Source organism: Spirosoma sp. SC4-14, assembly GCF_037201965.1.
GTDB lineage: Bacteria > Bacteroidota > Bacteroidia > Cytophagales > Spirosomataceae > Spirosoma.
Map to the genome: position 1 here is coordinate 88,502 of NZ_CP147519.1, position 13,823 is coordinate 102,324.

The following is a 13,823-nucleotide window of genomic DNA, read 5'->3' on the forward strand; positions in this document are numbered from 1 at the left end:
TGAACTAAATGGAGCTTTTTTCATGATAGTCATTTTTCTGGTTATCAAGCCTATCGCTAGTCGCCTATGCATCCAAATCAATGAGGGGTAACTTTATGCCGACTGAATTTGCGTTTCAGCCATGGATAGGCCCGATACGCTACTTCAGTAGAGAGTAGCCCAATACCCGCTCCCACCAGTACATCTGAAACCCAGTGTCGATCATTCGTCATTCGTAAAAGGCCGGTCGTTGTGGCCATAGTATACCCCCCAATGGGAATCCAGGGGCTAACGTCACGAAACTCCCGATCCAGCAAACTCGCTCCTGTAAACGCATTGGCCGTATGACCCGATGGAAATGAGTACATATCCGTTCCATCGGGCCGTAGTTCATTCGTGGCATGTTTCAATCCGAAAACCGCGACAGTACTCATTCCATAGGCAAGCAGGCCAATAAACACCCGATCAAGGAGTTGCGAGTGACCTTTGATGCCTGCTACACTCAAACCCGCCCAGGCTATAGCCGGTCCATATTGCAGATAATCGTCTGCATGCGTGCGGAAATGAATGGTAGCCTGCAGCTCACTCCGAACATAAAACCGATCGAAGTGACTGTTAGGATAATTGGGGGATAAGGCTAATCCCGTACCGGTCAGCACCGCTGGAGCGACCCATCGAAATGTAGGGAAACCAGCAGAGAGGCTATCCTTGGACGCTGATTGAAATTTGTTAGTTACGGGTTGCCCATTGGCGGTGACCAGTGAAAATAGAAAAAGCCAACTGAGCAGCAGCCAGTAAAAAAAAAGCGTATTAAATCGCCTGCTTGGTTTGGTCATTCGAAAAGTCAGTTTATTTTCCTTTACTACGTACTCCGCGCCGGTGGGGTGGGGTCGATCAGAACAGATTACTCTGGCAGGGAAGGAATGGCGGGAGTAAACTAACGGAAGAATCCTAAAGAGAATCTGAAGTTTGTTAGTAAAAGATGCCAAATGGAGAGGCCGAAACCAACTTCAAAATGTATTCAGTTTTGGCCCCTTCCTTTGGAAAAATAAGCCAAAGGAAGGGCATGAAAATTTTGCTGATTGAAGATGAACCGTCACTACTGGGTGCTATGCGGCAATATCTGGAGGGGGAACATTACAACGTATCGACCGCGGATAATTTCCGCGCAGCCTCCCTGAAGGTGCACGATTATGCCTACGATTGTATTATAGTAGATATTACCCTGCCCGATGGCAATGGATTAGCGATTGTGAAAGAACTGAAGGAAGTGCATTCGCAGGCCGGAATTATTATCGTCTCGGCAAAGAATTCGCTGGATGATAAACTATCAGGACTGGAACTAGGAGCTGACGACTACCTGACCAAACCCTTTCATTTGCCCGAACTCAACGCCCGTATTCGCTCGCTGATGCGCAGGCGACAGCACGAAGGGGAAATGAATCTCGTGTTTGGAGCGATTACGGTGATTCCCTCCCGCAAACAGGTTCAGGTAGGCAATCAGCCGGTCGATCTGACCGTGAAGGAATATGAACTGCTGCTATTTTTGGCCACCAATAAAAATCGTCTCTTATCAAAAGCCGTCATTGTTGAACACGTTTGGGGCGATTATATGGACGGATTCGATTCCCACGATTTTCTGTATACCCATGTGCGGAATCTCCGCAAAAAACTACTTGATGCGGGCGGCCCGGATTACATCACCACGCGCTACGGGGCTGGCTACATTTTCACGGTAGGCTAATGAAACTACTTCATAAAACCACACTCTATCTACTGCTGGCAGCCTTGCCGATTGCGTTGGCGGGTATTTTTGTGCTAAACGGGTTTATTCACCGGGATCTGGTACACGAGATTGACGAGCTACTGGCCAATGAGCTTACGCAGGTGCAGGAGCAACTTGGAAGGCATCCACCTAATGCTGCAGATCTGCCCGGCTGGGACCCTAATGTTCAGATCACGCTGACATTAGTCCCCCGGCATTCATCTCCCATCTATATTGATACAGTTGTTACAACATTAAGCGACAAAGAACCTTCCCTTGTTCGAATGCTGCTGGCAACCCACTCGGTGGGGAATCGCCACTACCAAATTGCGCTGCAACAGTCGTATCTGGAGTTTGATGAAATCGCCCAGACTTTATCCGTAGGGGTGATTGTCTGTTTCCTGGTTGTGCTGGCCCTATTGGTACTAGCCGATATTCTGGTGACTCGGCGCATCTGGCAACCTTTTTACGGAATTATCCGGCAATTGAAACAGTACCGGATCGACGGCCCGGATGACGCAGCCTTTCCGACCAGCGATGTTTACGAGTTTACATTGCTAAGTCAATCCTTCGATGAGATGAGCCGCCGATCTCGCCGTCAGTACGCCCAGCAGAAGCAATTTACCGACAATGCGTCACACGAGATGCAGACGCCTTTAAGTGTGCTTTCATTCGAATTAGACTTGCTGCTTCAGTCGGAAAGACTAAACGAAGCGGACCTTGACCACATTCAGCGTTCCCAGCAGGCCGTTAAGCGACTCTCGGCCATGAATCAGTCGCTACTCTTGCTAGCCAGGATTGATAATCAGCAATTTATCCACAATGAATCCGTGGCGCTGGTAGAACTTGTCGATCAGATAATAACCGGATATTCCGACTATGCAACCCACAAAGGAATAACCCTTAAACGCCTCTTTACGCAGCAGCCCAGCCGTCTTATGAACCGGCAATTGGCCGATGTTCTCTTTTCAAATCTGATCAAAAACGCGATTCGCCATGGTGATCCGAATAGTTCGATCCTAGTTCAGATCGGATCGAACCAGTTCATGATCACCAATCAGGGCGACCCGCTTCCGTTTCCAGTCGAGCAATTGTTTGATCGGTTTGTCCGCAATCAAGCCTTGCCGCAGTCCACGGGTCTGGGCTTAGCCCTGGTCAAAGAAATTGCTGAGCAGTATGGCATGAAGGTACATTATTCCTACTTGGCAACCCAGCGTCGGCACCTGTTTCAGGTGGATTTCTGAGTTAAGGCGCCTAACGGCTACAACTTCAAAATTACTTTAGAATGCCTCGGTAGTTTTAAGGCAAAAACTTTAACAATAGACAGAAATGAAAACGACCTTAATGAGTGCGCTTGTCATTTTCGCAATGGTCCATTACGCATCGGTTGCCTTTACGTTTCCTATCGTTTCGACTAAGCCTGCGCTAACACTGAGTACTATTGATGTTCCGGCGGCCGTGAAAGCTACCGTTGCCAAACTTTATCCCGGTGCGAAGGGAGTGAAATGGGAGAAAGAAGATGGGAATTACGAAGCCGGTTTTACCCATAACGGTAAAGAGTTGTCGCTAGTGATTGACGCAACGGGTAACCTGATCGAAACCGAAACGACCATTGCCGTTTCGGCATTACCGGCATCTGTCCGTGCGTATGTTGCCAAACACCATGCTGGTAAAAAAATTAAGGAGGCTGCCGAAATCGTCGATGCGAAAGGTAAGAAAACCTACGAAGCCGAAGTCGGTGGTAAAGATCTGATTTTCGACGAGAAAGGTCGGTTCATTAAATAACCACACGGATTGACTAGGTTGTGGCTCGCCGATCTACACCAACTAAGTGGGCTACGATTTTTATTCAGCCAGCCAAGAAGGGCATCCACCGGTGTAGTATCGGTATTCAGTCTATTTAGTTTTTAATCATAATGGGCTAGTGGCAAGTTTGTGCGATCTGGCAACTTTCAATTTTTACTCTCACGTTATGTGGCTTAAAATTACAGGGTTTCTTTCTTTTATAACTACGGGCATTACGTTGGCCCAAACCCCAACCGGCGTTTCCTCGCAACCCGTTCCGGCTCAATCGAGCCAACCGGCTACTACGCCAGTAGGCGAAGCGGCATTAAAAGGGAACGCAAAAATTTCAGGGTATGTCGTCGATTCTACGCTGACCAAAGTGGTCGAATATGCCAACATCGCCGTCTATAATACGGCTACCAATAAACTGGTTGATGGTGCTGTCGCCGATGATAAAGGTAAATTCACCCTCACCAAAGTAGCGCCCGGTACGTACAAATTGCTGATCTCTTTTCTGGGCTACAACGCCAAACCCATTGATAACGTAGTAATTGCTAAAGGTCAGATCAAGGATTTAGGCGTTATTAGGCTTAGTGCCAGCACCCGCACACTCAACGAAGTAACCGTGGCTGGAAAGAAAGCCCTGGTGGAAGACAAGGTCGACCGGCTGGTCTATAACGCGGATGTCGATCTGGCCGCAAAAGGAGGAGACGCTACGGATATTCTTAAGAAAGTGCCGATGTTATCCGTGGATTTATCGGGTAATGTCTCCTTACAGGGTAACGCCAACGTACGGGTGTTGATCAACAATAAGCCCTCGTCGATTCTGGCTGGAAATCTGGCCGATGCCCTGCGGCAGATTCCGGCTGATTTGATTAAAACGGTGGAAGTTATTACGAGCCCATCGGCTAAATACGATGCTGAAGGTTCCGGTGGTATTATCAACATCATCACCAAGAAAAACACCTTGCAGGGCTTGCACCTCGATGTGGATGGGGGTGTGGGTAACCGGGCCTCGACCCTGGGGTTGAATGGTAGTTTTCGAAAGGGTAAACTGGGCGTAAATTTGAACGGTAATGGCCGCGGTGTGTATAACAAATCAGGCTCCGATTTAGCCCAGACGACCTTTCTGGGTGAATCCATTGCGCCCGTTCGAACTCGCCAGCATTCAGATGGCTTCGATAACGGCCTGTTTGGGCAATATGCCTTGGGATTGGACTACGACATCGCTAAAAACCAGTCGCTCACCGGCGGGGTTCGATTTGGGGTGCGCAATCTGAGCCGAGATCAGCATCTGGCCACCAGTTTATTGAGCGGGGACATCGTGAAAGCGCCAACGAGACGGGATGTGAATAGCCAGGATTTGTCGAACTCGGTCGATATGAACATCGATTACCTGCATACCTATCCCGGCACAGGCGACGGTCCTACTCGCGAATTGAACATCTCCACGCAGTATAGCCAGAATCACCTGACCAATAATTTTGATGCGAATAATTTAGATACATTGGGCATCCTGACCACTCGGCAACGGAACCTAAACTTCAATACCAGTCAGGAGTTTGTTTTGCAATTGGATTACCAGACGCCCATCAGTCAAACCCAGCAAGTGGAATTTGGGGCTAAAGAAACCTACCGGCGCGTGAACAGTCAGTACCAGTACTTACTTGCGGGGCCAACCTCCGAGTATTCAGTTGATAGTCAGCGACCAGATGGCTCTCTAGTATACGACCAGAATATTGGGGCTGCTTATGTATCGTATACACTGACGACCTATGACAAGATCACGATTAAGGCAGGCACCCGTTATGAGTATACGAGTATCGAAGCATCGGCGGGAAAACAGGGAGCTATTTCGATTCCGAACTACGGTAAACTGGTACCCAGCATCAATCTCTCGAAAAAGCTGAATGAGTCAACTACGATTAAACTGGCTTACAATCGCCGGATTCAGCGTCCGAACGTTCAGGATTTGAACCCCAATTTCAACGCGGCCAATCCCTATAATGTTTCCATCGGTAACCCCTATTTAAAGCCGGAAATAACCGACCGGATCGAATTTGGCTACAGTACCTACGTCAAAAAAACCTATCTGAATCTGACGCTGTATACCCGCCTGAATCGGGATGATATTCAATCGATCAGCCAGCGCTCAGATACGTTGATTGGTGCAGTCGTGAGCCGTCGAACAAATATTGGTAAGGAATACAATTATGGTACCAATTTGTTCGCAACGGTAAATATTACCCCCCGATGGAGCGTTAACACGAACCTGGATATTATGTACCGATACATCAGCGGGTTCGCTCTGGATGTATCGGGACTATCGATCCCGCTCAGTAATACGGGCATTCGCTGGGGTGGCCGGTTCGATAGCCAGATACAATTCGACAAAGGCTGGGCCATTCAGGCTAATATTGGCTACCGAGGGAAGGATATCGCGTTGCAAGGGTATCGGATTGGATTTGCTCAGTATTCGTTGGGAGCCCGTAAATCATTCACTAACAAACGAGGTAGTATTGGATTAGCCGCCGAGAATTTTCTGACTAACGGTATGGGCTTCACTTCGGTGTTGAACTCCGCGCAATTCAATCAGGATTTCCGTCAGTATATCTACAACTCCAGCATCCGGCTGACATTTAGCTATAAAATCGGTAATCTGAACGGAGCTAAGGTGAAGAAAGGGAAATCGGCGGGCGGTGAGGAGGAAAATTAACAGACGCATTAAATTTAATACCACCAACCTAGTAGAAGGTTGTGTTGTCCGAAAATCAAATCGAGGTTTTTGTGAACGGTTTCAAAAGAATATCTTTAGCTGACACAAATCATTCATTGAATGCCGATTAGGTACCAAATAAGTTCAATTAATTTACGCTTTATTTGGACGATTTGTTAGTAATAGAAGGTTACCGTTAGATTAGATCCGTTTTAATAACTGTCAACGTGTATCCGTGGCACACTACTTCGTTGGTTATGGTGGGTGGAGGATGCAGTGACAGGCGAGATTATTGCCTTCGTCTTTGGTCGCCGTATTTTCCAAACATTTCGCCACTTATTACATTTATTGGAGGCCAAATTGAAGTGTTCAAATGGATATCCGACTCTTAGTGTCGGGACGCCGGAGCGGGCTTACTTTGATTTCTTAGATCAATGTCTGCTCTTAGTTCGTAAAGCTTAGTGTCCTTACAAAGTCTAGAGTGTAAGCATTTGACCCTTCGAACGCGATTAAAACGACTAACCCGCCGAACCATTTTCTTTTCCAAATCATTGGTAGTCCTCGAAACTAAAATCGGGTTGTTTATCAATCAGTTTTTCTTCGCTGATCAACGCTATCAAGCTACTACCAACTGATTTAAACCAGTACACTATTCTTAGCCACATAAAACCTATTTGCGAGTGGACTACTAGAAAAAGGGGACTGAACTGCCAAAATCACTTATTTTCAGCTGTTTCGTTTACTGGGGAGTTCGTTGGAGCCCATGAATACCGTTTTCCTCAACACTTTTCCTCCATTTTTGCTGTCCATTGGGATCCGCCTTCATCTTTCAATAAATGAGCGTGGTTTATCGTCATTCCTAAAATAACTCGATTGCTCCTAAATATTTTTTAAATATTTTGATAACCAATTTAGGAGGTTGGTTTCCTAAAACGTCTTTATGATGTAAGCCGCAAAAAGATGAGTCGTGAAATAAGTATAAAGGAAATGCACGAGATCCTCGATCGTTTCAAGAGGGGCGAGTGTAGTGCAGCAGAAAACGCCAAAATTATAAAATGGTACAATTTATTGGGCGAAAATGTAAATGACCACTTCGATGAGGAGACGTCAGCTCTTATAAAACAGAAATTATGGGTTGGCATTACGACTACAATTGATGCCGGTAAAAATGAGCTTTTCGAAAAGAGACCTTTCTACTTGCGGCCATACTTCCAAATTGCGGCATCAATCTCCATAATTTTCTTGCTTTTAGTTAGTCTCCTTCAACTTAGCAATAACCAACTTCAAGTTACAAAATCTGAGAATTCTGTTTTAGCACCGCAGCATTCCCAAATGTTTGCCAACGATAGCAAGCGTGTTAAAATGGTGTTGCTTAATGATGGTACTTCGGTCCAACTGCAACCTCACGCGAGCATTTCATTTGCAACTGCCCCGAATACGAACCAACGGATTGCCGTTTTGGAGGGCGAAGCTTTTTTTGATGTTTTTCACGATAAAACCCGACCTTTTTCTGTGTATTCGGGAGGCATCGTTACCAGAGTATTAGGTACTAGTTTTTCGATAAACAAGAATAAGCGCAACGGTGAAATTGTGGTTAGTGTTAGATCAGGAAGGGTATCGGTAACAAAAGAAAACAGTCAGAAATCGAGCGCTAAAAAAGCGGAAGTAATTCTTACACCCAATCAAAAAGCAATTTACAGCGCCAAAATGGACAAAATTACTACTTCTATTGTGGCGCATCCGGTGATGTTGAAAGAAACGGATTCTCAAAAACTAATGGAATTTGATGAAACCCCAGTAAGTGAAATCTTGACAAAACTGGAAAACCTATACGGTATTAATATTGAATTTGATAGGGCCAAGCTAATCGACTGTAGAATAACGGTAGTCTTTTTGGATGAGGATTTATTCGAACGCCTTACCCTTATATCCAAACTCATTGGGGCTTCCTATACGGTAAGCAATACAGAAGTCGTGTTTGCTTCGCAAGGTTGCAAGTAGGCCAAGTGCAACCTCAATAAAATTGAAATTGATAAAATACGGGTAGGGTTCAGCCTATCCACACACCTCCTTGCTGCCTAGGAGGCCAACGTCCTAATTCAAAACTTTTTACATAAATAACTGGTCAAAAGTATGAATAAAACTATATCTCTTCAGAAAAGGGTTCTTGCTTTTACAAAATTCACCGCCATACATGGCCTTCTGGCGGTGATATTTATGAGCATGTCGTATGGACATAAAGTAAAAGGACAAGAAGTATTAGAAACGAAAATCGTTTTCAAGGCTACCAATGAAAGCATTAAGTCGGTTTTACGTAAAATTGAAAAGCAGGCGTCAGTTACGTTTGCTTACAAAGCAGAGTTTATTAAAAACTTCCCAAACGTTACCTTACAAAAAGACAGTGCAAAACTAAAGGAAATCCTGGATGCCATTTTTGAGAATCGCGCTAGCTATGAAGTAATCAAGAATCATATTTTATTGACTGAAAATCCCAAACATCAAGGCAGTATTGTGGTACCTACTTCCTCGTTGGCTCTTGAGGTTAGCGGGATTGTTAGGGGTGAGGAAAATGCTCCCCTTCCTGGTGTAAACGTAACGCTCAAGGGTTCTACCACAGGTACCGCTACCGATGCCGAAGGTAAATTTGTCCTAAGCGTTCCAGACGCAAATGCAATCCTTGTTTTTTCATTTATTGGCTACCTGAGTGAAGAAGTTGCTGTGGGCAACCGCAGTGTGATCAATGTATCGCTAGTGCCGACTTTAAAAAGCCTGTCCGAAGTAGTGGTAGTAGGCTACGGTCAGCAAAAAAAGGCGAGTGTAACCGGATCGGTAGCGACGGTGAAAGGAGAAAGCCTGGTTACTGCGCCGATGTCGAACATAAGCAATACGCTGGCAGGGCGTTTACCCGGCTTAGTATCTAAACAAGAATCGGGTGAGCCCGGAAACGATGCGGCTTCTATCAGTATCCGTGGGTTTGGGCCAGCATTGACCATTGTAGACGGCGTGCAATTGGATATCGCTAACCTGGATCCAAATACCATTGAGTCGGTTACCATTCTGAAAGATGCTTCCGCTGCGATTTATGGCGCAAGAGCTGGTAACGGGGTTATCCTGATAACGACCAAACGGGGAAAAATAGGTAAGCCTACCATTGCGATAACTTCCTCCTACAGTTTGCAAGGCATTACCCGCGGCCCAAGACCCGTAAATGCGGGTCAGTACGCTGAGTTAATGCGCGAAGCACAACTTAATTCGGGGCAAGCACCTGACTTTACGGCAGAAGAAGTAGCCAAGTATTACGCAGGCACCGATCCTAATTATCCGAACACCGATTGGAGAAAAGTCGTTTTGAGAGATCAAGCACCTATGCAACAGTATGGCATCTCGCTTTCCGGTGGTTCTGAAAACATTACCTATAGAGGTTCACTCAATACCATAAATCAGCAAGGATTGTATAAATCAGGCGACAACACGTATAAACGGTATAACCTGGTTACTAACTTAGATGCAAAGGTTAATAAGAATGTTTCCATTTCGCTTGATCTTTTGGCCACATCTGACCTAACTAATGCACCAAGCCGTCCACAAGAAAATTTTTGGGCTGATTTCTACGATGCGCAACCCATCTACCCAGCCTCGCTGCCCGATCCGAATAAGTTGGCTTATGCGGGGGCAGCCATTAGCCCGATCTTGAATACCTACAGAAAATGGGGTGGCTATAACGATCGCCTACGGCAAACCATAAAAACCACCTTTTCTTTAACCTACAAGCTTCCAATCGAAGGCTTATCGCTGAAAGGTGTATTTAACTTCAACCAATATACGGAGGATACCAAGATATGGAGTAAGAGTCAGTCACTCTATGCCTATAATTACAACACCAAAGAGTATACACTAAAAAGCTCCACGCCAGCCACCAATTTAAATCAAAGCTATTATAAAAGCAGAGTATTTACTCCGCAACTGTTCCTGAATTACCAGCGGACGTTCGGTAGCGTACACGACGTTACAGGGCTTTTACTGTATGAATCACAGGATTTCCTTGATGGATCCATTTCCGGCACCCGCCAGAACTACTTAAGTAATGCAATCGATCAAATATTTGCAGGTGGGCAGCAAGACCAAAAAATTAACGGTACCGCGAGCCAGTATGCACGGAAAAGTTACATTGGACGAGTAAACTATGCGTTTAAGAATAAGTATTTGCTTGAGGTAAGCGGCCGGTACGATGCTTCGGTTAATTTTCCTAAGAACAAGCGCTGGAGTTTGTTCCCGAGTGCATCCGTTGGATGGCGACTCAACGAAGAGGCCTTTGCTTCCAAACTAAATTGGTTGACAACGCTGAAACTCCGGGCAAGTTATAGCAAGACAGGATACGATGCTACCGGCAGTTTTCAGTACTTGACAGGCTATACCTTTAGCGATCCCTATCTATTTAATGGATTACCAAGTACGGGTGTGAATTCTACAGGTTTAGCTAACACTGATATAACCTGGGAGACTATGAAAACCGCTAACCTGGGGGTAGACTATGCCTTCCTGAACGGTAAAATTTATGGTGAGTTCGATATCTTCCGCAGAGACCGCACTGGTATGTTGGCAAACAGACTTGCCTCTCTTCCTTCTACCTTCGGAGCAACGCTACCAGCCGAGAATATAAATAGCCAACTCACTCACGGGTTTGAATTTTCTATTGGTACAAGGGGTAAACTCGGCGGCTTTGGCTATGATATTAGTGGCAATGTTTCCAGAAATAGAACCAAATGGACGCACTTCGATGAACCTGACTATACCGATCCAGATCAGATTCGTATAAATCAGCAAACGGGTAAATACGTTGGAACGGATTTCGGTTACGTGTCAAATGGGCTGTTTACCTCACAGGAAGAAATTAACAGCTTAGGGTTCGACCAGGATGGCCAGGGCAATAAGTCTCTGCACCCCGGTGATATCCGGTACGTTGACCTAAACGGCAATGGAAAGCTGGATATTTATGATCAAAAAGTAATAGGCCAGGGAACGGTTCCTCAAATGATATGGGGTCTCAACATGGCCTTTAACTACAAAAACTTCGATTTGTCCTGGCTGATCCAGGGGGCTGCTAAATACAATGTTAGCATCAAATTGGGCATAGACTCCAGACGTACTCCTTATACTGTATTGTATGATGAGCGTTGGACACCGGAAAACAATGACCGCGATGCCATCGTGCCTAGACAAACCTTTGGTACAACAGAAAACAACAATAGGCATTCTGACTATTGGACCAAAGATGCCTCGTATGCCCGTCTAAAAACCATTTCCCTTGGGTATACTTTTCCAACTACTCTCTTGCGTAAAATCCTGATTGACAAAGTACGTATTTACGTATCGGGTACCAACCTGCTGACCATCGATGGGATATCGCGGTATGGCATCGATCCGGAAATAGCAGGCACGCCTAACGCTACCAGAGGTTGGTATTATCCGCAACAAAGAACTGTTTCTGCAGGACTTAATCTATCATTCTAAACCTAACATTCATGAAAAGGCGTATATATATTTTCTTATTCCTACTAGGATCTGTTACGGCGTGTAAAGATGTACTTGATAAGGAGCCATTAAACATCATTCCTGAAAGCACTGTTTGGTCGGATCAAGCCTTGATAAATGCCTATGTTAGCCAAGTATATTCGGAGCTAACGTATTTATTCAACGATGCTACCAATGACCGCAGCCGGTACGAAGGCCCCGGAAACCCGGAAGATTCCTTTGATTTTAATTTACCCTCTGAATTATCGGATGAGTCGCGGTGTACCTATACCTGGCTGTACACCTGGTATTTGTTGAAGCCTGGTTTCATTGACAAACGAGGAGGCTTGATGGAGTGGTGGGGCTATTCTACTATCCGTAAGATGAACGAATTTATCGAGCGAATGGAAACGGTAACGGTGCTGGATGCACCCGTAAAGAAAAGCCTACTTGCCGAAATGCGGGTCTTACGTGCGATGACCTACTTCCAAATGGTGAAGCGCTACGGTGGTGTTCCTTTAATCACCAAAGTGCAAGCAATCGACGCGCCTAAGGAAGAGTTGTTTGTGTCAAGAAATAAGGAAATAGAGATCTATGATTTTGTCAATGCTGAGATTGATGCTGTCCTTGCCGATCTGCCCGTAGGGAATGCTTCCAGCGGACATGTAACCAAAGGTGCTGCCCTGGCTTTGAAGAGCCGCTCGTCCTTATACGCAGCAAGTATTGCTAAATACGGTACTGTACAACTCAATGGCTTGGTAGGCATTCCTGCCTCAGAGGCAACTCGGTTTTACCAGGCATCATACGATGCCTCCAATGCAATCATTACTTCCGGCCAGTATTCGCTCTACAAAAAGGAAGCAGACAAGGTAAAAAATTACCAGAATATTTTCCTTGATGAGAATAATGTAGAGGTCATTTTCTCCAAACAATACAATGGACAGGCAGCCGTTGGGCACAGTTGGGATCTGATGCAGGAACCCAATGGTTTCAATGCCTGGGGCGTTGGTAATAATTCGGCGGTATACCTGGAGATGGTAGACGACTACGAAAATATGGACGGTTCGCCAACAAAACTGGACCCTACGATACTGCAGGATAAAGTTTGGTCAATGAATGAACTTCTTGGTAAAAAAGACCCCAGGTTCCATGCGTCCATCTATTATGAAGGAACGCCCTGGCAAGGCCAGATTTTCCGTCTATATAAAGGATTAAAAAAACCAGATGGAACCATTATTTCAGCGGGTGATTATAACGGAGTAACTGCCAACGGTGCCAATAGTGCATCCTCGAGTACGGGCTTTGGCGTAAAAAAATACCTGGATGAAACCTTGGTACAACCAGGCGGTGGCATGTCTCGTACAGACTGGATTGTATTCAGATACGGAGAAACTCTGCTTAATCGGGCCGAAGCAGCTTTTGAACTCAATAAACAAGAGGAGGCACTAACCGCTGTCAATCAGATCAGAGAGCGGGCGGGTATTCTTCCCCTGCTTACAATAGACCGGGATAAGATCCGACACGAGCGCAAAGTCGAGCTCGCTTTTGAGGGCCATCGCTACTGGGATTTGAGAAGGTGGCGCCTTTCCACGACCGCACTGACCAGAACGTTCACCGGCATCGAGCCAATTCTGGATTTTACCACCAAAAAATACCAAATCAAGTTTTTAAATGGTGTAGATGGTGATAATAAGCCACGCTTCGATGCCAAATTCTATTATTTCCCCATTGGTGTCGCACGGATTGCTAATAATCCCAAACTGGTTGAAAACCCAGGTTGGGAATAGATATAGCTGCTATTCAGGGTATAGTCAGCACCACTTCTGTAGTGCTGACTATACCCTGAATTACGTATAACCGTTGCCTGCAACAGCGTTGAGCAAACGGAAAAAAACATCCCAAACCTATTTGGTCGGCATCAAATTTCTCGGGTAATCCATTCAGGTAAGTAATCTAACGGAAGAGGACGAGAAAAAATGGCAAAAAGTTAAGGAGTAAAAAGCATCAACATTTATAGAATTAATTGACGATTCGTAGATGGGAATGGTGATAGCCATAAAATTCTGA

9 protein-coding genes are annotated in these 13,823 nt (G+C 45.5%); 8 read left to right on the plus strand and 1 reads right to left on the minus strand.

Going from position 1 to position 13,823, the window contains the following annotated elements:
- Positions 1 to 77: 77 nt before the first annotated feature.
- Positions 78 to 815: a phosphatase PAP2 family protein gene (locus tag WBJ53_RS32460; protein ID WP_338877458.1), complete on the minus strand. Its 738-nt coding sequence runs from the start codon at positions 813 to 815 to the stop codon at positions 78 to 80.
- 230 nt (positions 816 to 1,045) lie between these two features.
- Between WBJ53_RS32460 and WBJ53_RS32465 the strand changes: the two genes are divergently transcribed.
- The 8 genes from WBJ53_RS32465 to WBJ53_RS32500 all read left to right on the plus strand — a co-directional run bounded on the left by WBJ53_RS32465 (position 1,046) and on the right by WBJ53_RS32500 (position 13,543).
- Positions 1,046 to 1,723 carry a response regulator transcription factor gene (locus tag WBJ53_RS32465; protein ID WP_338877459.1) on the plus strand — a complete coding sequence of 226 codons (678 nt, stop codon included), beginning with the start codon at positions 1,046 to 1,048 and terminating at the stop codon, positions 1,721 to 1,723.
- On the plus strand, positions 1,723 to 2,988 hold the full coding sequence (locus WBJ53_RS32470; RefSeq protein ID WP_338877460.1) for a HAMP domain-containing sensor histidine kinase: 1,266 nt from the start codon (positions 1,723 to 1,725) through the stop codon (positions 2,986 to 2,988). The genes WBJ53_RS32465 and WBJ53_RS32470 overlap by 1 nt, the downstream gene beginning before the upstream one ends.
- Before the next feature lie 85 nt (positions 2,989 to 3,073).
- Complete coding sequence (locus WBJ53_RS32475) at positions 3,074 to 3,529, plus strand: PepSY-like domain-containing protein (protein WP_338877461.1); 456 nt, start codon at positions 3,074 to 3,076, stop codon at positions 3,527 to 3,529.
- A gap of 187 nt (positions 3,530 to 3,716) precedes the next feature.
- Positions 3,717 to 6,245 (plus strand): TonB-dependent receptor, encoded by a 2,529-nt coding sequence (locus tag WBJ53_RS32480; RefSeq protein ID WP_338877462.1) that lies wholly within the window; start codon positions 3,717 to 3,719, stop codon positions 6,243 to 6,245.
- Between the two features lie 461 nt (positions 6,246 to 6,706).
- Complete coding sequence (locus WBJ53_RS32485; protein ID WP_338877463.1) at positions 6,707 to 6,880, plus strand: IS1 family transposase; 174 nt, start codon at positions 6,707 to 6,709, stop codon at positions 6,878 to 6,880.
- A gap of 325 nt (positions 6,881 to 7,205) precedes the next feature.
- Positions 7,206 to 8,246, plus strand: coding sequence for a FecR family protein (locus WBJ53_RS32490; protein WP_338877464.1), 1,041 nt, complete (start codon positions 7,206 to 7,208; stop codon positions 8,244 to 8,246).
- Between the two features lie 132 nt (positions 8,247 to 8,378).
- Positions 8,379 to 11,756: a TonB-dependent receptor gene (locus tag WBJ53_RS32495; protein WP_338877465.1), complete on the plus strand. Its 3,378-nt coding sequence runs from the start codon at positions 8,379 to 8,381 to the stop codon at positions 11,754 to 11,756.
- Between the two features lie 11 nt (positions 11,757 to 11,767).
- Positions 11,768 to 13,543 (plus strand): RagB/SusD family nutrient uptake outer membrane protein, encoded by a 1,776-nt coding sequence (locus WBJ53_RS32500; RefSeq protein WP_338877466.1) that lies wholly within the window; start codon positions 11,768 to 11,770, stop codon positions 13,541 to 13,543.
- Positions 13,544 to 13,823 lie beyond the last annotated feature (280 nt).

What these genes read in the sequence shown, in the direction of transcription:
- WBJ53_RS32460 (WP_338877458.1), bottom strand. Translation starts at nt 815, where the DNA reads ATGACCAAACCAAGCAGGCGATTTAATACGCTTTTTTTTTACTGGCTG.
- WBJ53_RS32495 (WP_338877465.1), top strand. Translation starts at nt 8,379, where the DNA reads ATGAATAAAACTATATCTCTTCAGAAAAGGGTTCTTGCTTTTACAAAA.
- WBJ53_RS32490 (WP_338877464.1), top strand. Translation starts at nt 7,206, where the DNA reads ATGAGTCGTGAAATAAGTATAAAGGAAATGCACGAGATCCTCGATCGT.
- WBJ53_RS32475 (WP_338877461.1), top strand. Translation starts at nt 3,074, where the DNA reads ATGAAAACGACCTTAATGAGTGCGCTTGTCATTTTCGCAATGGTCCAT.
- WBJ53_RS32465 (WP_338877459.1), top strand. Translation starts at nt 1,046, where the DNA reads ATGAAAATTTTGCTGATTGAAGATGAACCGTCACTACTGGGTGCTATG.
- WBJ53_RS32500 (WP_338877466.1), top strand. Translation starts at nt 11,768, where the DNA reads ATGAAAAGGCGTATATATATTTTCTTATTCCTACTAGGATCTGTTACG.
- WBJ53_RS32470 (WP_338877460.1), top strand. Translation starts at nt 1,723, where the DNA reads ATGAAACTACTTCATAAAACCACACTCTATCTACTGCTGGCAGCCTTG.
- WBJ53_RS32480 (WP_338877462.1), top strand. Translation starts at nt 3,717, where the DNA reads ATGTGGCTTAAAATTACAGGGTTTCTTTCTTTTATAACTACGGGCATT.